The 18,535-nt window shown below is 67.4% G+C and carries 17 protein-coding genes and 1 pseudogene; 4 read left to right on the plus strand and 14 right to left on the minus strand.

Going from position 1 to position 18,535, the window contains the following annotated elements:
• Positions 1 to 118: 118 nt before the first annotated feature.
• From QE394_RS01915 to truB, 6 genes are all read right to left on the minus strand, one after another.
• Complete coding sequence (locus QE394_RS01915; protein ID WP_261619636.1) at positions 119 to 1,387, minus strand: aminotransferase class V-fold PLP-dependent enzyme; 1,269 nt, start codon at positions 1,385 to 1,387, stop codon at positions 119 to 121.
• On the minus strand, positions 1,384 to 2,238 hold the full coding sequence (gene kynA, locus QE394_RS01920) for a tryptophan 2,3-dioxygenase (protein WP_349033603.1): 855 nt from the start codon (positions 2,236 to 2,238) through the stop codon (positions 1,384 to 1,386). The genes QE394_RS01915 and kynA overlap by 4 nt, the downstream gene beginning before the upstream one ends.
• Before the next feature lie 31 nt (positions 2,239 to 2,269).
• Positions 2,270 to 3,253, minus strand: a complete 984-nt coding sequence (locus QE394_RS01925; RefSeq protein WP_349033604.1) for a bifunctional riboflavin kinase/FAD synthetase — start codon at positions 3,251 to 3,253, stop codon at positions 2,270 to 2,272.
• A 77-nt stretch (positions 3,254 to 3,330) separates the two neighbouring features.
• A complete protein-coding gene (locus QE394_RS01930) occupies positions 3,331 to 3,786 on the minus strand; it encodes a hypothetical protein (protein ID WP_349035359.1) in 456 nt (151 codons plus the stop codon).
• Between the two features lie 52 nt (positions 3,787 to 3,838).
• Positions 3,839 to 4,192 carry a hypothetical protein gene (locus QE394_RS01935; RefSeq protein WP_261619633.1) on the minus strand — a complete coding sequence of 118 codons (354 nt, stop codon included), beginning with the start codon at positions 4,190 to 4,192 and terminating at the stop codon, positions 3,839 to 3,841.
• A complete protein-coding gene (gene truB, locus QE394_RS01940) occupies positions 4,193 to 5,128 on the minus strand; it encodes a tRNA pseudouridine(55) synthase TruB (protein ID WP_349033605.1) in 936 nt (311 codons plus the stop codon).
• Between the two features lie 78 nt (positions 5,129 to 5,206).
• On the opposite strand from truB, the gene QE394_RS01945 reads away from it, so the two are divergent.
• A complete protein-coding gene (locus QE394_RS01945) occupies positions 5,207 to 6,382 on the plus strand; it encodes a pyridoxal phosphate-dependent aminotransferase (protein WP_261619632.1) in 1,176 nt (391 codons plus the stop codon).
• On the opposite strand, the gene trxA is transcribed toward QE394_RS01945, so the two are convergent.
• Together trxA and QE394_RS01955 are read right to left on the minus strand one after the other, a co-directional pair.
• Positions 6,379 to 6,816 carry a thioredoxin gene (gene trxA, locus QE394_RS01950; RefSeq protein WP_261619631.1) on the minus strand — a complete coding sequence of 146 codons (438 nt, stop codon included), beginning with the start codon at positions 6,814 to 6,816 and terminating at the stop codon, positions 6,379 to 6,381. The two genes, QE394_RS01945 and trxA, sit on opposite strands and share 4 nt — an antisense overlap.
• Position 6,817: 1 nt before the next feature.
• The gene (locus tag QE394_RS01955) at positions 6,818 to 7,303 is read right to left on the minus strand and encodes a nucleoside deaminase (RefSeq protein WP_056083375.1); all 486 of its coding nucleotides are present in this window, start codon (positions 7,301 to 7,303) and stop codon (positions 6,818 to 6,820) included.
• A gap of 181 nt (positions 7,304 to 7,484) precedes the next feature.
• Here QE394_RS01955 and QE394_RS01960 point away from each other — a divergent pair, with 181 nt between their 5' ends.
• Positions 7,485 to 8,645 (plus strand): ScyD/ScyE family protein, encoded by a 1,161-nt coding sequence (locus tag QE394_RS01960; RefSeq protein ID WP_056083379.1) that lies wholly within the window; start codon positions 7,485 to 7,487, stop codon positions 8,643 to 8,645.
• A gap of 72 nt (positions 8,646 to 8,717) precedes the next feature.
• On the opposite strand, the gene rbfA is transcribed toward QE394_RS01960, so the two are convergent.
• The 5 genes and pseudogenes from rbfA to rimP form a co-directional block, all read right to left on the minus strand.
• On the minus strand, positions 8,718 to 9,245 hold the full coding sequence (gene rbfA, locus QE394_RS01965; protein WP_349033606.1) for a 30S ribosome-binding factor RbfA: 528 nt from the start codon (positions 9,243 to 9,245) through the stop codon (positions 8,718 to 8,720).
• 249 nt (positions 9,246 to 9,494) lie between these two features.
• Complete coding sequence (gene infB, locus QE394_RS01970; protein WP_056083385.1) at positions 9,495 to 12,368, minus strand: translation initiation factor IF-2; 2,874 nt, start codon at positions 12,366 to 12,368, stop codon at positions 9,495 to 9,497.
• A 152-nt stretch (positions 12,369 to 12,520) separates the two neighbouring features.
• Positions 12,521 to 12,883, minus strand: coding sequence for a YlxR family protein (locus tag QE394_RS01975; protein ID WP_261619628.1), 363 nt, complete (start codon positions 12,881 to 12,883; stop codon positions 12,521 to 12,523).
• 174 nt (positions 12,884 to 13,057) lie between these two features.
• Positions 13,058 to 14,039, minus strand: a pseudogene (gene nusA / locus QE394_RS01980) (transcription termination factor NusA).
• Positions 14,039 to 14,656: a ribosome maturation factor RimP gene (rimP, locus tag QE394_RS01985; RefSeq protein ID WP_261619626.1), complete on the minus strand. Its 618-nt coding sequence runs from the start codon at positions 14,654 to 14,656 to the stop codon at positions 14,039 to 14,041. The pseudogene nusA and the gene rimP overlap by 1 nt, the downstream one beginning before the upstream one ends.
• 107 nt (positions 14,657 to 14,763) lie before the next feature.
• Between rimP and QE394_RS01990 the strand changes: the two genes are divergently transcribed.
• Together QE394_RS01990 and QE394_RS01995 are read left to right on the plus strand one after the other, a co-directional pair.
• Entirely contained in the window at positions 14,764 to 15,972 is a 1,209-nt protein-coding gene (locus tag QE394_RS01990) for a DUF4439 domain-containing protein (RefSeq protein ID WP_349033607.1), read from the plus strand.
• 29 nt (positions 15,973 to 16,001) lie between these two features.
• A complete protein-coding gene (locus QE394_RS01995) occupies positions 16,002 to 17,054 on the plus strand; it encodes an aminoglycoside phosphotransferase family protein (protein ID WP_349033608.1) in 1,053 nt (350 codons plus the stop codon).
• 35 nt (positions 17,055 to 17,089) lie between these two features.
• On the opposite strand, the gene QE394_RS02000 is transcribed toward QE394_RS01995, so the two are convergent.
• Complete coding sequence (locus QE394_RS02000) at positions 17,090 to 18,481, minus strand: pyridoxal-dependent decarboxylase (RefSeq protein ID WP_349033609.1); 1,392 nt, start codon at positions 18,479 to 18,481, stop codon at positions 17,090 to 17,092.
• Positions 18,482 to 18,535 lie beyond the last annotated feature (54 nt).

Here is an 18,535-nt window from a genome sequence, read left to right on the forward strand (position 1 = left end):
CAGGAACCAGCCGCCACGGACTGCAGCCGGATCCATCGTCCAGTTTACCGGCCGCGGCCCAATGTTGTCGAAACAGGGCCGGCGGCGGCCCGGCGTCCGGTCAGCGCCGGAAACCGGGTCAGGGCGCCAGCCTGTCCCTGATGGCAGCCATGCCGTGCAGGACTTCCGCGAAACTGGTGCTGAGCGGGGACAGTCCCACCCGGAGCCCGCGGGGTGCCCGGAAGTCCGGGATCACATCCCCGTCCCACAGCGCCTCGACCGTGGCCTTGGTGAACTCGGCGTGGTCCACCGTGATGTGGCTGCCGCGCTCCGCCGGATCACGCGGCGACGCCAGCTCGGCACCAAGCGGTGCCAGCAAGGCCTCGAAGACCTCTACGGCGAACGCCGTGAGCTTCTCCGACTTGGCCCGGATGGCTGCCATGGATACTTCCTCGATGAGGTCGAGGGTGCCCCGCATGGCCAGCATGCCGAAGACAGCCGGCGTTCCGCTCAGGAAGCCGCGGATGCCCGGCGCAGGTTCATACCCGGCAGCCATCTCGAAGGCGTCCTTTCGGCCCATCCACCCCCAAATGGGCTGGTTCAGTGATGGCAGGTGGCGCTCGTTGACATAGGCGAAGGCCGGCGATCCCGGACCCCCGTTGAGGTACTTGTACGTGCAGCCGGCGGCGAAGTCCACGCCGGCACTGTCCAGGCCGATCTCCACCGACCCGGCGGAATGGCAAAGATCCCACACCACCAGCGCCCCGGCGTCGTGCACTGCCTGGGTGATCGCCGGGAGGTCCGCGAGGTGCCCTGAGCGGTAGGCGATCTGGCTGAGGAGTACGACGGCGGTGCGCGGCCCGGTGGCCTGGCGCACCTGGTCAACGGTCACCCCCGCCGCGGGATCCGTTTCGATCCAGCGCAGGGTGAGGCCCTCTTCCAGGGCGATGCCCTCGACAAGGTACCGGTCCGTGGGGAAGTTTCCGGTGTCGAGGACGAGCTCGTTCCGGTCCGGGTCGTCCACCGCTGCCAGGGCGGCCCGGATCAGTTTGTAAAGGACCACAGTGGTGGAGTCGGCGATGATGGTCTGGCCCGGTGCCGCGCCGAGGACCGCACGGCCCAACTGGTCGCCAATGGCCTGCGGCAGTGCCAGCCACTTCTCGTCCCAGCCGCGGATGAGACGGCCGCCCCATTCGTCGCTGATGAAGGCCGCGATCTCCCCGGCCGTGCGCTTGAGCGGCCTTCCCAGGGAATTGCCGTCCAGGTAGGACAGCGGCGTGTCCGTTCCGATGAACAGTTCCCGGTAGTGCGCCAGCGGGTCTTCCCGGTCGAGTTCGCCGGCACGCTGCCGGAGTACCTCGTCCCCCGGGACCGCGGTATGCCCGGAGCCTTGCTGGTGAATGCTCATTGTCCGATCTCCGTCCTGACGGCGAATAGTTCCGGAAAGAACGTCAGCTCCAGGGCTTTCTGCAGGAAGGTCACCCCGCTGGAGCCTCCGGTGCCCGTCTTCATCCCGATGGTGCGCTGCACGGTGCGGAGGTGGCGGAAGCGCCAGAGCTGGAAATTGTCCTCGAGGTCCACGAGTTCCTCGCAGGCCTCGTAGGCGCCCCAGTTCTCCGCCGCGTGCTCGTAGATGTACTTGAACAGCGGAACAAGTTCGGGCGTGAATTTGTGGGCGCGGGTGACGTCCCGTGCCAGGACTCCAGCCGGCACGTCGAAGCCCTGGCGGGAGAGGTAGGCCAGGAATTCGTCGTAGATGCTGGGAGCCGCGAGCAGTTCCTCCAGCATGGCGTGCGCTCCGGGATCGGACTCGAAGACCGGGAGCATCTTGCGGTTCTTGTTGCCGAGCACGAACTCGACCGCGCGGTACTGGGCCGACTGGAACCCCGAGGAGTTTGCCAGGAAGCCACGGAACTGTGAGTACTCGGTGGGCGTGAGCGTGGCGAGGACGGACCACTGCTCGGTGAGGGTCTTCTGGATGTGCTTGACGCGGGCGATGCCCTTCAGCGCCGAGCCGAGATCGTCGGCCCGCAGCCACGCCGCAGCGCTGCGCAGTTCATGCAGCACGAGCTTCAGCCACAGCTCCGTGGTCTGGTGCTGGATGATGAACAGCAGCTCATCGTGGTGTTCGGGCTCGCTGACCGGCTGTTGCGCACTCAGCAGCGTGGGCAGCTGCAGGTACGAGCCATAACTCATCCGGGAGCTGAAGTCGCGGACGATTCCCTTGTCCAGCTTGCGGGTGTTCTTCTCGACGGACACGTACAGCCTTTCGCGTGCTTCCTGGGTGGTCCTAGTGCCGTGCCAGCAGCTGGTGCGCCTGCACCACGTCCAGTTTCATCTGGTCCACCAGGGCTTCGGGACCACGGTAGGCCACCATGCCGCGAAGGCGCGCCACGAATTCCACGATCACTGTCTGGCCGTACAGATCGAAGTCCTCCACGGCTTCCAGGGGCCGGTCGATGACGTGGGCTTCGACCTGCCGGCTGACGCCGTCGAACGTGGGGTTCGAGCCAACGGAAATGGCCGCCGGCCAGCGTTTGCCGGCCTCGTCCACCAGCCAGCCGGCGTAGATGCCGTCTGCCGGAATCAGACCGGAGGAGTTACTGGCCAGGTTCGCTGTGGGGAACCCGAGGGCGCGGCCGCGGGCTGCGCCGTGGACCACTTCGCCGCGCATCCGGTGGGGCCTGCCGAGCACCTCCGCCGCCGTGGCCACGTCGCCTCCCTGCAGTGCTTCGCGGACCCAGGTGGACGAGCAGCGCCGGTCCGTGCCGTCGTCGTCATGCAGCGGGTACCCCTCGGAGCCGAACTCGCTGATGACCTGTACCTCGAAGCCGAACTTCCCGCCCAGGGCCTTCATGGTCTCCAGGTCCCCGGAGTTGCCGCGGCCGAACCGGGCATCGTGGCCGATGACCACGTGGCTGGCATGCAGGCAGTCCACCAGGTACTGCTCCACGAATTCTTCCGCCGTGAGGCTGGCAAGGTCGAGTGAATACTTGACCACCAGGATGGCGTCCAGGCCCAGCTCGCCGAGGGCCTCGAGCTTGTCCTCCAGGCCCATGATCAGGCGGGGGGCGCTCTCCGGGCGGTGAATGACGGCCGGGTGGGGATCGAACGTGACGGCAACGGCTTTGGAGTGCGTGAGCCTGGCGGAGCGAATGAGTTGGGACAGGACCTGCTGGTGCCCGCGGTGAACGCCGTCAAAGTTGCCAAAGGTGACAACGGATGGGCCAAAGTCCGCCGGGACCTCGGACGGATCGTTCCAGATGTAGACCATCACCCTCGCCTTAAACTGCCTGCAGCATCAATGATCCGCGGCCATCCGGCCGCGGAATTCTTCAAGGTTACCCGCATTCACCGGCCCGCTTTTCCCAGCGAGGGCCGGCGCCGGTAGAGCCATAGCAGGCCAAGGATGGGGAGTATCAGCGGGATGAACCCGTAGCCGCGGCCAAACAGGGACCAGACCGTTTCGTGCGGGAACGCCACGGAGTCGAAGATGCTGAGGGAACCCACCACCACAACGCCCACCAACTCGACCAGGACTGCCGCCACGGAGACCTTGAACCAGGTGCTCCCCGCCTTGGCCAGCGACACCGTGGCCACGGCGTACACCAGGGCTGCGAAGGCGGACAGCAGGTAGGCCACAGGGGCGTCGGAAAACTTGGTGAGGATCTGGTAGCCGGCGCGCGCTGTGGCCGAGATGGCAAAGACGGCGTACACCGCAATCAGCAGCCGGCCCGGGCCGGTATTGCGGGTGTTGCCGCCGGCGCCGGTGCGCGCCTTGTTCCTGCTGCCTTGGTCCGCCGCCATCGCGTCGGCGGACTGGGGGTGCTGGTCATTCACGTTGTGTGCTTCTTCCACTTCAGTACCAGATCTGGTTCATTCGGGCGGCCATCACCAGGGCGGTCACGCCGACGGCGGCAAGGACAAAGTTGCTCCACCGGGTCCGTTCCAGGATGGACCAATAGACGGCGGCCGGGGGCAGCAGCATGGCAGTCACCAGGTAGCCCCAGAACTCCCAGGCCTCGCCGGCAATCGTTTCGCCGGCGATGACCCTGATGATCGACCCCACCAGGTAGACCACCAGGGCCACCTCCACTGCCGCGACGGACAGGATGGTGGCGTCGTTGGGTGCCTTCCTCATGATGCCCGCAGCCAGGCAGATGACGGTGGAGAGGAGCCCAACGGCCAGGATGATGTAGAAATACGCGTCCACTCAGGCCTCCCCACCGGCCGCGGCGGAGTTGCCGTTACCGGGAGCGAACACCAGGACCGGTTTGGCGTAGTTGCCGCTGTCCGCCAGCAAGGCCACCAGGCTCCCGTCGGGAGCGAAGGCGGCTGCAGGGTGGTCGGCGGTTGCGGCGCCAGGGCTTCCCGGGGCCGCCCCGGCGGCAATCCGGCGGCCATAGGAAATCTCCGTGGTTTCCTCGGCGCTCAGCTCGCGGTTGGGCATGAGGGCCCGCGCGGCCTGCGACATCTCCAGCACGTCCAGCTCTTCGGCGAGCTGTTCCAGCGTGCGGGCCTGGTCCAGCGAGTACGGGCCAACGTGGGTCCGCCGGAGGGCCGTAAGGTGTCCCCCCACCCCCAGGCCGTTGCCCAGGTCCCGGGCGAGGGCACGGATGTAGGTTCCCGAGGAGCACTCAACGGTGACATCGATGTCGATGACGTCGGCCCCGGTGTCGCGCCGGATGCCGTGGACTTCGAACCTGTGGATGGTGACGGGCCGGGCGGCGAGCTGCACGTCCTCACCGGAGCGAACCCGGGCGTAGGCGCGTTCGCCGTTGACCTTGATGGCGCTGACGCTGCTGGGCACCTGCTGGATGCCGCCGGTGAGCGCTGCGACGCCGTCGTGGATGGCCTGCTCTGCCACCGCGGACGTGCCGGCCGAGGCAACCACGTCCCCTTCGGCGTCGTCCGTCACCGTGGACTGGCCCAGGCGGATGGTTGCAGTGTAGGTCTTGGACGTTCCCACGATGTAGGTGAGCAGGCGGGTGGCCTTATTGATGCCGACCACCAGCACCCCCGTGGCCATGGGATCAAGTGTGCCGGCATGGCCCACTTTCCGGGTCCCCGCGATGCGCCGCATCCGGCCAACCACATCATGGCTGGTCCATCCCTGCGGCTTGTCCACTATCACCAGTCCAGAAAGCACGCCTACCAGTATATCGGCGCTGGTTGGGGGCACAGCGCACGCCCTGCCCGGCCCGGTGGCAGCGCTAGGATGGCTGGCATGCCTGAGCTTGCCGCCCATGTCCGCGACGTGCCCGTCAACCAGATCCGGGAAATCACCGAGGCCGCGTGGCGTACCCCCGGAGCGCTGGTGCTCAGCATCGGCGAGCCCGGGTTCGCGCTCCCCCGCCATGTCCTGGACGCCGGAATGGCCTGCCTGGACCGCGACGAGACGAACTACACGCCGAACGCCGGGCTTCCCGCCCTCAGGGAGGCGTTCGCGGCGAGGTTCCGCGAGGAACAGGGCGTCGACGCCGGCGCCGACAGGGTCTATGTGGTTTCCGGGGCCCAGCAGGGCCTGCACTTTGCCATGAGCCTGCTGCTGTCCCCCGGCGATGAGATCCTGATACCCAATCCCGGCTACCCCACCTTTGCGATGACCAGCCGGCTCCTGAGCGCTGTTCCGGTGGGCTATCCGCTGTACCCGGACCACGGCTTCCAGCCCCGCACGGCGGACATCGAGGCCCTCATCACGGCCAGGACCAGGGTGCTGGTGCTGAACTCCCCCTCCAACCCGCTCGGTGCCGTCCTCAGTGAGGACTCGGTCCGGGAACTGATGGATCTTGCCCGCCGTCACGACCTTTGGGTCATTTCGGACGAATGCTATGAGGCGTTCACCTACGATGTGCAGCACGTCAGTCCCGCACGGTACGACGCCGTCGCGCCAAGCGAGGCGCGCGTCTTCACCTCCCTGACACTGTCCAAAACGTATGGCCTGACAGGACTTCGGATCGGCGCGCTTGTGTGCCCGCCCGGGTTGCAGCAGCAGATGGACAACGTCATGGAATCGATCGTGTCCTGCGTCGCCGCTCCCTCCCAGTACGCGGCGCTGGCGGCGCTGACCGGGCCGCAGGACTATGTGCAGCACGCCCACCGGCACTACCGGAACAACAGGGACGCCGCCTCCGCAGTCCTCGACGGCAAGAACATCCCGTACCTGCGGGCGCAGGGTGCGTTCTACCTGTGGGCGGACATGTCCCACGTCAGCGGTGGCGACGTCCGGCAGTGGGTGCGCCGGTTCCTGGCCGATTCCGGTGTTGCGCTGGCGCCCGGCACCGCGTTCGGCACCATCGGCGAAGGCTGGGTCCGGATAGCCCTCTGCGGCAGGCAGCAGGATCTGCTGGAGGGCCTGTCCAGGCTTCCGGCACGGGCGGCGGACTGCACGCAGGCCGGTTAGCTGCCCGCGCCGGTCAGGGCCTTGTCCAGCCAGGTCCGCAGCGCATCGGCAGGAGCGGCTCCGGCCTGGCGCGCGGCCACCTTGCCGTCCACCAGGACCATCAGCGTGGGGATGGCCTGGACGTCGAACCTGCGGGACAGCGCCGGCGACTTGTCCACATCCACCTTCACGAGCTTGATCGCGCCTGGCCGCTCCCGTGCGAGCTTGTCCAGGACAGGGCTGACCATGCGGCACGGACCGCACCATGCGGCCCAGAAGTCCACGAGCACCGGCACCGGTGACTCCTCGGCGACACGGCCGAAGTCAGCGTCTCCTGCGTCCACGATCCACGGCAGCCCGGCCTTGCAGTTGCCGCAACGGGGCCTGCCGGCAGCCTGCACCGGAATCCGGTTGGTCTTGCCGCACGCGGTACAGGCCATGAGTGTTGTTTCCACGTCAGTACTCCGTCCGTTCCTTGTTGGCGCCCCACGCCTTGAAAGGGGCGTCCGACGCCGGGAGGTCACCACGGGTCACAGGCATGAGATCCGTGCGGGTACCGTCGAAGTACTCGTAGAACAGGGCATCGTCGAAGCCGGCCGCGGCCGCACCGTGGCGGTCTGCGGCGAAGTAGACGCGGTCGATCCGGGCCCAGAGGGCGGACGCGAGGCACAGCGGGCAAGGCTCGCAGCTCGCATAGAGGACCGCGCCCTGCAGGTTGAAGTCCGCTGTTCCGGCAGCTGCCGCACGGATGGCCACCACCTCGGCGTGGGCGGTGGGGTCGTTGTCGCGGGTGACCCGGTTGACGCCTTCGAAGACCCGCCCGTCGGCCGTCACCACCACCGCGCCGAAGGGGCCGCCGCCGCGGCCGACGTTTTCCGTTGCCAGGCCCACGGCCTGCTGAAGGTAGCGGGAAGGGCTGTTTTCGTCAGGTGCCGTGGTCATAGCTCGATCCTAGCCATGGGGCGGGCCGTTGGGGGGTCAAAATGGGGTCGGTTTCAGGGGGAAAGCACCGATGACATCCTGGCGCCGCAGGCATATCCTTGCCCCCGGGGGTCCGCATTTTTTTGCCTCTTGGGAGGCTTCCTATCCGGCCCGCTAAGGGCACGCACCCGGAGTACCCACAATGAAGAAGAAGATCACCATTATTGGTTTGGTGGCGGCCGTGGTGGCTTTTGCCCCAGCCAGCCCGTCGACAGCCTCTGACAAGGGCCATGACGACCCCAAGCCGGAAGACGTTGCCACCGGCCTTGCCACGCCGTTGCACCTGGCCCTCGGAACAGCGAAATCCATCTACGTGAGCCAGGACTTCGCCGGCAAGCTGAGCCGGGTCAACCGGGACGGCACCGTCGAAGATGTCTATGCCAGCCCCAAGCCCGGGTGGGACATAGCAGGAGTGGACACCCGCGGGGCCACAACGTTCTTCCTCGAAAGCACCGGTGCCGGCCTGGGCAAGCCGGAGAACCTTGAAGGCTACCTGAAAGCCATCAGCCCGAACGGGGATGTCAGGACCATCGCCAACTTCGCCGACTACGAGCGGGAGAACAACCCCGACGGCGACCAGGAGTACGGCTTCGGTGACGATGTCAGTGACGCGTGCCTGCAGCAGTGGCCCAAGGAGTCCCCGGCTCCTGCCCGCTATACGGGTACCGTCGATTCGCATCCCTACGCGCTGGCCGTTCAGGGCAATACCGCCTACGTGGCTGACGCCGGAATGAACGCCATCCTCAGCATCAACCTGCGGTCCGGCGAGATTTCCACCCTGGCCGTCCTGCCGCCGCGGCCGGTGGTCATTCCTGAAACTGCTGCCCGTCCGGAGGCGGAAGGCGGTCTCGGCGTGCCAGCCTGCGTCGCGGGATACGAGTACGCATTCGAGCCGGTGCCCACCGATGTGGAGATCGGCCAGGACGGCTGGCTGTACGTGACGTCGCTTCCCGGCGGACCGGAAAGCCCGGCCCTCGGGGACCGCGGTGCGATCTTCCGGATCAACCCATGGAACGGCAGGACGAAGGTGTGGGCGGACGAAATTCTCAGCCCCACTGGTTTGGCCATCGCGGACAACGGTGACGTCTATGTGGCTTCGCTGTTCGGCGGGAAGATCCTGAAGTTCAGCGGTTGGAAGGGCGAGCGTTCGGAGTTCCTCACGGTCAACCAGCCGGCCGACGTGGAGATCCAGGGGCGGACACTGTACGCCACCACGGACGTGCTGCCGGCAATGCTGGGACCTGAACCCCCAGCCGGTCCCCCGCCGGCAACCGGCAAGCTCATCAAGGCCGGCATCCGCTAGGCAGGCAGCAGGGATTCCAAAAACGCAGCAGGCCCGGACCAAATGGTCCGGGCCTGCTGCGTTGGTCATGCCTTACTTGGTGCTGTCCGCGTCCTTGTTGGCGTCTTCATCGATGTCGTCGTCGCCGGCGAGGTCAAGGTCCTCTTCGTTGAAGTCGTCTTCATCGATGTCAACATCCTCGGGAGCATCGCTCTTGTAGGGATCAGCTTCGCCTGCGTGCTTGGCGTTGGCAGCCAGGGCGGCCACCTCAGCGTCGCGCTTCTTGGCTTCCCGCAGCAGTTCCTCCAGGTTGGACGCAACCACGGGAATCTGGTCAGCCACGAACTCAAGCGTGGGGGTCAGCCGGACCGTGATGTTCCGGCCCACTTCCTGCCGCAGAACACCCTTGGCCTTCTCAAGCCCCTTGGCAGCATCGGCCTGGACGGCCTGGTCACCCAAAACGGTGTAGTACACAGTGGCATGCTGCAGGTCGTTGGTCACCCGGGCATCGGTGACAGTAATACCTTCAAGCCGCGGATCCTTGACCTTCCGGCCAAGAGCCTCAGCAACAACAACCTTAATCCGCTGCGCCAACTTGGCAGCACGTGCCGGATCAGCCATTACCACTCCTAAATATTTGGATGTACGACGGCGCGTTAGCGACTTGCGTACAAAAGGTTCGGTTAATTGCCACGCACCTAAGGCGAGTCTACGACGGACCCGCGTTGGATTTTTTCCGGCGGCCTGGGAGTGGCATCGGGCCTGTCGGAGCCGGGCGGTTTGCGGTCGAAGATCGAAAACCGCCCGGCGAAGGGGCGGGGCCGCCGGAAAAATCCAACGGCCCCGACCTTCTGTTACAGCTCGACCAACTTAGACGCGCGGCTTTTCGCGCATCTCGAAGGTCTCGATGATGTCACCTTCGGTGATGTCGTTGTACGAGCCAAGACCGATACCACATTCGAAGTCCGTGCGGACCTCGGTGGCGTCGTCCTTGAAGCGCTTGAGCGTCTCGATGGTGAGGTTGTCGCCGATGATCTTGCCGTCGCGGCTGATCCGTGCCTTGGTGTTGCGGCGGATGATGCCGGAGCGGACGATCGAGCCGGCGATGTTTCCGAACTTGGAAGAGCGGAAGACTTCGCGGACCTCGGCGGTGCCAAGCTGGAATTCCTCGTATTCCGGCTTGAGCATGCCCTTGAGCGCTGCTTCGATGTCATCGATTGCTGCGTAGATGACGGAGTAGAAGCGCATGTCGACGCCTTCGCGGTCTGCCAGGTCGGCAACCCGCTCGGCGGGCTTGACGTTGAAGCCGATGATGACGGCGCTGTCCACTGTTGCCAGGTTGACGTCGTTCTGCGTGATGGCACCCACACCGCGGTGGATGACGCGCAGCTGCACGCCTTCGCCGACGTCGATCTTGAGCAGGGCGTCTTCGAGGGCTTCCACGGCACCGGACACGTCACCCTTGAGGATGAGGTTGAGGGTGTCGATCTTGCCGTCGGCCACTGCCTGGTCGAAGTCTTCGAGGCTGATGCGCTTGCGGCGCTTGGCGAGCTGGGCGTTGCGGTCAGCTGCTTCACGCTTTTCGGCGATCTGGCGGGCGGTCCGCTCGTCGGAGGTCACCAGGAAGGTGTCACCGGCGCGCGGCACGTTGGACAGGCCGAGGACCTGGACGGGGCGGGACGGCAGTGCCACGTCGAGTGCTTCGCCGTCTTCGTCGAACATGGCGCGGACGCGGCCGTGGGCCGTGCCTGCCACGATCGTGTCGCCGACTGCCAGCGTTCCGGACTGCACCAGGACGGTGGCAACCGCACCGCGGCCCTTGTCCAGGTTCGCTTCGATCGCGATACCGCGGGCGGCCTTATCCGGGTTGGCCCGGAGGTCCAGTGCGGCGTCTGCGGTCAGCAGCACAGCGTCGATCAGCTCGTTGATGTTGAGGTTCTGGCGGGCAGAGACCTCAACGAACATGGTGTCGCCACCGTATTCCTCGGGAACCAGGCCGTACTCGGTCAGCTGGCCCTTGACCTTGTCAGGGTTGGCGCCTTCCTTGTCGATCTTGTTCACTGCCACGACGATCGGCACGTTGGCCGCCTGGGCGTGGTTGAGTGCTTCAACGGTCTGCGGCATGACACCGTCATCGGCTGCCACCACGAGGATGGCGATGTCGGTGACCTTCGCACCACGGGCACGCATGGCGGTGAACGCTTCGTGGCCCGGGGTATCGATGAAGGTGATGTCGCGCTCGACGCCTTCGTGTTCGTGGCTGATCTGGTAGGCACCGATGTGCTGGGTGATGCCACCGTGTTCGCCGGCCACGACATCCGAGTTGCGGATGGCGTCCAGGAGCCGGGTCTTACCGTGGTCAACGTGGCCCATGACGGTGACCACGGGAGCACGCGGTTCGAGTTCTTCGTCGCCTTCGGCCTCAAGCTCGGCCTCGACGTCGATATCGAACGTGGAGAGCAGTTCGCGCTCTTCGTCCTCGGGGGAGACAACCTGGAGCTTGTAGCCCAGTTCTTCGCCGAGGAGCGCGAAAGTGTCTTCGTCCAGCGACTGGGTGGCAGTGGCCATTTCACCGAGGTGGAACAGCACGGTGACCAGTGCGGCGGGGTTCGCCTCGATCTTGTCGGCGAAGTCCGTGATGGACGAGCCTCGGCGCAGGCGGATCACAGTGTTGCCATCGCCGCGGGGTACGCTCACGCCACCCAGCGACGGTGCGCTCATCTGCTCAAGTTCCTGGCGCTTTGCGCGCTTCGACTTGCGCTGCTTGCCGCGGCCTGCGCCGCCCTTACCGAAGGCACCCTGGGTACCGCCGCGACCGCGGCCGCCCTTGCCGAAGCCACCGCCGGCGGGAGCACCGCCGCCGCCACCGGGACCACCGGTGCCGGGTGCGCCGGGGCGCCCCGGACCGCGTCCGCCGGCGCCCGGACGTCCTGCACCGGCAGGTGCGGGACGCTCAGTGCGGTTGGGCATCATGCCCGGAGTGGGACGGGGACCACCGGGGCGCGGTGCGCCGGGACGGGGGCCACCGGCACCTGCTGCGGGACGGGGCCCACCTGCACCGGGAGCGGGACGCGGACCACCGGGACGGGGGCCACCGGCGCCTGCCGCGGGACGGGGACCGCCGGGGCGTTCTCCGTCGCTGCGGCCGGGACGGGGCATGCCCTGGGAAGTTGCGAAGGGGTTGTTGCCCGGACGGGGTGCACGGTCACCGTCGCCGCCACGGCCGCGGGGCATGCCCTGCGAGGTGGCGAACGGGTTGTTGCCCGGACGGGGGCCGCCGGGACGGGGTGCCGAGGAACCCTGTGAAGAGCCGCCCTGGCGGGGTGCGGGGGCGGGAGTCTCAGCCTTGGGGCCGGGACGGGCACCGGGCTTGGCGCCCGTGGACGGAGCCGCGGGTGCCGCAGACGACGCCTGGGGTGCCGCCGGAGCGGAAGCTGCCGGAGCTGCCGGAGCAGCGGGGGCCGGTGCCTCGACCTTGGGGGCCGGAGCCTTGGGCGCGGCGGGGCCGGGAGCCGGAGCTGCCGGGCGTGATTCCGCCGCGGGGGCGGGTGCCTTGGGAGCGGCAGGTGCCGCAGCCTTGTTGGCGGCGTCGGGGAAGGCGTTACGCAGCTTCCGCACGACGGGGGCCTCAATGGTGGAAGAGGCGGAGCGAACGAATTCGCCCAGTTCCTGCAGTTTTGTTACTGCATCTTTGGAAGTGATACCGAGCTCTTTGGCGAGCTCATGTACGCGGACCTTGGCCACATTTCTCCTGTCTCGGTCCGCACCGAGCCAGGTACGAACCGTCTACTTCTTACTGCGGACCCTGGCCGCGGTTGGTGCGGAAGGGCCCATTGCAGAGCGCAACAAAGTTGTCATCGTTACGCACTCATCGCTGGGAACTCATCGGGTTTCCATCAGACTTCTGACCCGCTTTCAGGTTGGACGGTTGGTGCTGCAGCCACCGGGGCGCCTGCGGAGGCCGGGCCTGGCTTGATCCGGCGTTCGACGTCGGCGGTTTCGGTTACGCCCCGAAGGGCACGTCCGAATGCCCGCCGTTTGAGCGCCAGGGCAAGGCACGATTCGCTGGGATGCAGCCATGCACCCCGGCCAGCCATCCGGCGTCGTTCATCCACCAGGACAGCGGATGAACCGCTGCCGCCGGCGACGAGCCGGATTAACTCAGTCTGCGGACCTTTCTTCCGGCAGCCGATGCAGGTACGTTCCGGCCGATTTCCGCTGGTAGGTGTTGCTGCCACGGTGATCGTCCTGACGTTCATATCTGCTGGCCCACGCAGGTCCTGTGCCGCTGTTGCGGAACGGGCACGCGAAGGCGCACTACTGCCGGCCGTTAGGCGCGGACCTGTCTATTCTAGCCCCTTCGGGCCGTTCTGCCCGAACCCGTGGCCTGCCACGGTGTGGCAGGCCACCTGGGACGGGGCGCTGAAAGTGCTTCAGTTTTCCTTCGGCGCTGCGGCGTCGGAAACGATGTCGATACGCCAACCGGTCAGCTTGGCGGCGAGGCGGGCGTTCTGGCCTTCCTTGCCGATCGCCAGGGACAGCTGGTAGTCGGGGACCACCACCCGCGCCGAGCGGGTTGCTTCGTCGGTGATGGTGACGGAATTCACGCGCGACGGCGAGAGGGCGCTGGCGATGAACGTCGCCGGGTTCTCGCTGAAGTCAACGATGTCGATCTTTTCGTCGTTGAGCTCCGTCATGACGGCGCGGACGCGGGAACCCATCTCACCGATGCAGGCGCCCTTGGCGTTGATGCCGGATGCGTTGGCCTTCACGGCGATCTTGGTCCGGTGCCCTGCTTCGCGTGCCAGTGCCACAATCTCCACTGAGTGGTCCGCGATTTCCGGGACCTCCAGTTCAAACAGCTTGCGGGACGAGGCCCGGGTGGGAGCGGGACAGCGTGACGGACGGACCCTTGGTTCCGCGGTGGACGTCGATGACGAGGGCGCGGAGCCTGTTGCCGTGGATGTACTTCTCCCCCGGCACCTGCTCGGGCGGCGGCAGGAGCGCTTCCAGCGAACCGAGGTTCACCTGGATCATGTGCGGGTTGTTGCCCTGCTGGATGGTGCCGGATACCAGCTCACCTTCGCGGCCCTTGAACTCGCCCAGTACGTTGTCATCCTCAACGTCGCGCAGGCGCTGCAGGATGATCTGGCGGGCGGTACTGGCAGCGATGCGGCCGAAGCCCGCGGGGGTGTCTTCGAACTCGCCGATCGGGGCGCCGTCGTCGTCAATTTCAACAGCCCAGATGGTCACGTGGCCGCTCTTGCGGTCAAGCTCTGCACGGGCTTTTTCGAAGGCGCCGGGCGACTTGTGATAGGCCACCAGCAGCGCCTGCTCAATGGTGGGAATCAGGAGGTCCAGCGGAATTTCACGCTCACGCTCCAAAAGTCTCAGTGCGCTCATGTCAATATCCATCAGGCCTCCTCGGAAGGTCCATTGTGTTCTGGTTCCAGGCCATCTTCCGAAAGGTGGCTGAATTCGATCTCGACTTTTCCGGTGCGGATCCTGTCGAAAGGAAGTTTTACGGGATCGCCCTGCTTGGGTTTCATGCCCTTCTTGACGGCGATTTCCGGTACCAGGGTGACTCCCCCGTCATCCACCGACTGGATGCGTCCGGTGATGTTCTCACCCTGGATGACCTTGACGCTGGCAATCCGGCCTTTGGCGCGGTGCCAGTGGCGCGGTTCCGTCAGGGGGCGGCCGACGCCGGGTGACGAGACTTCGAGGTCGTACGGGCGGGTGTCGGCGCCGGGATCTGTATCGAGGACATCCGAGAGCACCTTAGAGATGTCAGCGATGACATCGAGGCTCACGCCGCCGGTTTCTTCCTGAGGCAGGTCCACCACGACGTGGAGCACCCGGTGGGAGCCGGCAACGTTGATGGTGACGTCCTCGAGGTACAGCCGGTTGGCCAGGACGGACGGTTCAAGGAGGGCCCGGAGCCGGTCGGCTTCCGGGTTGTGGGCCTGCGCGGAATCAGCCTTCCCCGGTGCGGTGTGGTCTGATGAAGCCTGGGCTTCTGCATTGCTCACGATGCCGGCCGCCTCCCTTATAGATGATGTGGTGTGTACTAGCGTAGCCATTTTACCGGTCCAGTGGTGCACCCGGATCCCCTTCCGCCGTGACACCATGGTCTGTTGTGAAAGACGACAGCCAGGAAAGAAAACCGCGGATGCGCTACGTGCGGTACGCCGTCTTTTCGCTGGCAGCCCTGCTGGTCCTCAGCCTTGGATTCGCCGTCATTCCGGGCGAGCAGCCCGCTCCGGCCCCGCCGACGTTCACCGATCAGGCCCGCGCGGCTGCCCTGGAAGACGCCTTGGCACTGCGGGCGGCAGGGTTGGACCTTGCCGCCCCGGGGGCAGGTGACGGCGTTGCGGGGCGTCCCGCGCAGGCGGTTGTGACGTTGCTGACTCTCCAGGCCCGCGCCTTCCTGCCGGCGGGTTCGCCGGCGTCACCATCGGCCCGCCCCTCCACGTCGCCCGGCCCGTCCGCGACAACCCACCCAACGGCGTCGGGGTCCCCGGCGCCGGCTGCTGCTCCCAATGCCGTGGATCTGGCCAGGGCCTTGGCCGCCAGCGGTTCCCGCCGGCTCAAGGATGCGCAGGAGGCCGACGGCGGGATGGCGCGCCTGCTCGCGGGTGCGGGGACCGCACAGCTGCTGGCCGCCCGGCAACTGGCCGCAGCCGCCGGTGAGCCGGGCGCAGTCACGGGGGCTGCCGCGGACCAGGCGGACGCGGCCGCAGGTTCAGGCCAGCAGGCCGGCTCCGCCCCCACGCCGCTGACGGCGGATTGCCCGTTCGCGGCACCTGGCACCACCGCCGCGCCCCTGGGCGCAACACCGGGAGGAGCGTCGCCCGCAAGCGGCAGTCTTTCCGCAGAGGGTGCCGCCGGAGAAACTGTCGAAGCGGGAACTGCCGGGGCCGCGCTTGCGGCCGTGCTGCAGGCTGAGCAGAAGGCGGCCTACGGCTACCAGGCAGCCATGCCGCGCCTGGCTGCGGAAGATGTCGTGCCGGCGTCGGAATTCCTCCGGCAGCACCGGGCCGTCGCGGAAGAAACCGAAAACCGCCTCCGGCTGGCGTGCCAGGCGCCCCGGCCGCAGCCGCCGGGATACGCCCTGGACGCAGAATTTCTGAGCGCGCCGGCCACGGGGTTGGGCACGCTCGAGGCAGCTGCTTTGCCCGTTTACGGCGACCTGGTTGCCTTGACCGAGGGCACGGACCGGGCGTGGGCTCTCTCGATGCTTGAATCCGCTGTTGCCCGGACCGCCCGTTGGGGCGCTGAGCCGGGCCCGGTGCCGGGCATCGTCCTGGATACCGCCATGTTGCCCGCGCTACCGGCCGGCGGTTAGCCCGCCCTGCAGACACTAGGCTGATGCCGATGACTCCAGCAACGAGCGTGCCCGTCCCGTCCGAACTCGCCGCCAGGTATCGGCGAAGCAGTTCCGGGCGGGCCTGGCTTGCCTCGCTGCCGGGCCTGATTGCCGGCCGGATGGAACAGTGGAACCTGGCGTCCGCCCTCCTTCCAGGGGCCCTGCCCTGGAGCGGCCATGGCGCTGTGGTGGTGCCCGTGCTGAGAGAGGACGGCACGCCGGCCGCCCTCAAGGTCGCCTACCCCCATGACGAAGCACTCGGCGAGCCCCAGGCCCTGGCACTGTGGGCCGGTCGCGGTGCCGTGGGCCTGCTGGAGCGGGATGGGCAAACGTGCTCCATGCTCCTGGAACGGCTGGATGCGGGCGCCTCCCTCAACGTCGTGCCGCTGGACGAGGCGGCAGCAGTGTGGGGCGGCCTGGTCCGGCAGCTCAGCCTGGTGCCCGACGCCCGGCCGGATTGGAGCGCCTTCGAACACATCGCGGCCCGCGCCGAGCAGTGGAGCGATGAGTTTCCCGCGGACTGGGACCGGTTGGGCCGGCCCTTTCCGCGGTGGCTGCTCGAGGCTGCCCTTGAGGTCTGCCAGACCCGCGGCGCTGTGGGCCGCCGCTCCGCCCGTGAAGTGCTGGTCCACACTGACCTGCACTTCCTGAACATCCTGGCCCGTCCCGACACCGGGCGGCCCGGAAGCCGACAGCCGGCCGGACGGTACGTTGCGATCGACCCGCAGCCGCTGATCGGCGAGGCCGAGTTCGCCGTCGCTCCGCTGCTGTGGAACCGGCTGTACGACCTGCCGGCGGACGGTCCGGAGGCGGCGCTGCGGCGCCGCTGTGAAGAATTCAGTACCGCGGCAGGACTGGACCCGGAGGCAGCCCGGCAGTGGGCGGTCGTCCGGGAGGTGGCGAATGCCCTCTGGTATGCGGCCGAACCCCACCACCGGGGCGACCTTGCCCGGTCCCTCTGGGTGGCCAGCACGCTGGCGGGACGGACGCTGCCGGGGTTGCCGCCGGCCCGTTTGCTGCCTGAACCGGGGCAGGACAGTGGGTCCGGAACGCTCGGCTGAGTGACGGGTTGCTTCACCGGGTTGCAGGCAAGCCGTTAGTGCGCCCGCACGGCCTGGAGGGCGGACCTGACCGCGTCCACAGCTGTTGCAACGTCGTCAGCGCCGGTCCGCCAGTTACTGACAGAGACGCGAAGGATGTCCCGGTCCCGCCACCGGGAGCCGGACATCCACACCCTGCCATCCGCGATGATGCGGGCGGTCACGGCCCGGGTGGTGTCGTCGTCGCCGAATGACAGGCTGACCTGGGTGTACTGCACGTCATTGAGTACTTCGACCCCGTCGATGCCCCGCAGCCCCGCAGCGATCCGTGCGGCTGCGGTGGCCAGCCCGTTGACCTGTGCGGCAACGCCGGTCCTGCCCAGGCTCCTTAGTGCCGCCCACACCGGGACGCCCCGGGCCCGCCGGGACAGTTCGGGCACCTTTTCGAACGGATCGCCCGGCCCCTCGGCATCGTGCACTAGATAGCTCGCATGCAGCCCCATGGCCGCACGCAGGGCCGGGGCGTCACGGACTATGGCGATGCCGCAGTCGTAGGGGACGTTCAGCGTCTTGTGGGCATCAGTCCCCCACGAGTCGGCGCCGTCGAATCCATCCGTCAGATGCCGCAGTTCCGGCGATGCTGCCGCCCACAGCCCGAAGGCACCGTCGACGTGCACCCAGGCGTTGTGTTTCCTGGCCACCCTGATGGCCTCGGTAAAGGGGTCGAATGCACCGGAATGGAGGTTCCCGGCCTGCAGGCAGACGAGCGCCGGCCCGCTGCCGGCTCCCAGTGCTGCGTCCAGGGCGTCAGCAATCATCCGTCCCTGGCTGTCGGCCTCGACCACGGCCGGTTGGCCCAGCCCCAGGTACCGCAGTCCCAGGTCCACGGTGTCGTGCCGTTCACGGCCCACGATGCAGCGGATCCGCGGCGCGCCCGCCAGCCCGTCGCGGTCCAGGTCCCAGCCGGCGTCGGCAAGGAGCCGCCACCGCCCCGCGGCCATGCCGGTGAAGTTGGCCATCGTGGCGCCGGTCACGAACCCGACGTCGGAGCCCGCCGGCAATCCCAGCAGGTCCACAAGCCACGTCCCGGCGGCTTCCTCGATGGCAGCCATGGCAGGGGTGGCGTAGCGCAGCCCGGCGTTCTGGTCCCAGGCGCTGACCAGCCAGTCCGTGGCCAGCGCCGCGGGCAGGGTTCCGCCGATGACCCAGCCAAAGAAACGGCTGGAGGGCATCGCCATGAGACCGGGTTCGGCAGCCCGGGCCAGGAAGTCCACCACATCTTCCGCTGGGAGGCCCTGGTCCGGGAGGCTTCCGCCGAACACGTCCGTGAGGTCATGCGCCTGCACGGCCGGGCCCACATGCCGGCCGGGAAGGCTGTCCAGCCAGGCCGTGGCGTGCCTGGCGGCCGCTTCCAGGGCCGGCCCGTAGGCGTCGTCGCCGTGTGACATACCTGCATGCTACGCGCTGTCCCGGGCAGCGACGAGGGGTGCCGCCGCGGGGTC

Origin of the sequence: Pseudarthrobacter sp. SORGH_AS 212 (assembly GCF_030818145.1) — a bacterium.
Classification (GTDB): domain Bacteria; phylum Actinomycetota; class Actinomycetes; order Actinomycetales; family Micrococcaceae; genus Arthrobacter.

Coding starts and splice junctions, on each gene's coding strand:
- QE394_RS01915 (WP_261619636.1), bottom strand. CDS start 1,387: ATGAGCATTCACCAGCAAGGCTCCGGGCATACCGCGGTCCCGGGGGAC.
- QE394_RS01925 (WP_349033604.1), bottom strand. CDS start 3,253: ATGGTCTACATCTGGAACGATCCGTCCGAGGTCCCGGCGGACTTTGGC.
- QE394_RS01930 (WP_349035359.1), bottom strand. CDS start 3,786: ATGGCGGCGGACCAAGGCAGCAGGAACAAGGCGCGCACCGGCGCCGGC.
- QE394_RS01945 (WP_261619632.1), top strand. CDS start 5,207: ATGCCTGAGCTTGCCGCCCATGTCCGCGACGTGCCCGTCAACCAGATC.
- QE394_RS01955 (WP_056083375.1), bottom strand. CDS start 7,303: ATGACCACGGCACCTGACGAAAACAGCCCTTCCCGCTACCTTCAGCAG.
- QE394_RS01960 (WP_056083379.1), top strand. CDS start 7,485: ATGAAGAAGAAGATCACCATTATTGGTTTGGTGGCGGCCGTGGTGGCT.
- rbfA (WP_349033606.1), bottom strand. CDS start 9,245: ATGGCTGATCCGGCACGTGCTGCCAAGTTGGCGCAGCGGATTAAGGTT.
- QE394_RS01975 (WP_261619628.1), bottom strand. CDS start 12,883: ATGAACGTCAGGACGATCACCGTGGCAGCAACACCTACCAGCGGAAAT.
- QE394_RS01995 (WP_349033608.1), top strand. CDS start 16,002: ATGACTCCAGCAACGAGCGTGCCCGTCCCGTCCGAACTCGCCGCCAGG.
- QE394_RS02000 (WP_349033609.1), bottom strand. CDS start 18,481: ATGTCACACGGCGACGACGCCTACGGGCCGGCCCTGGAAGCGGCCGCC.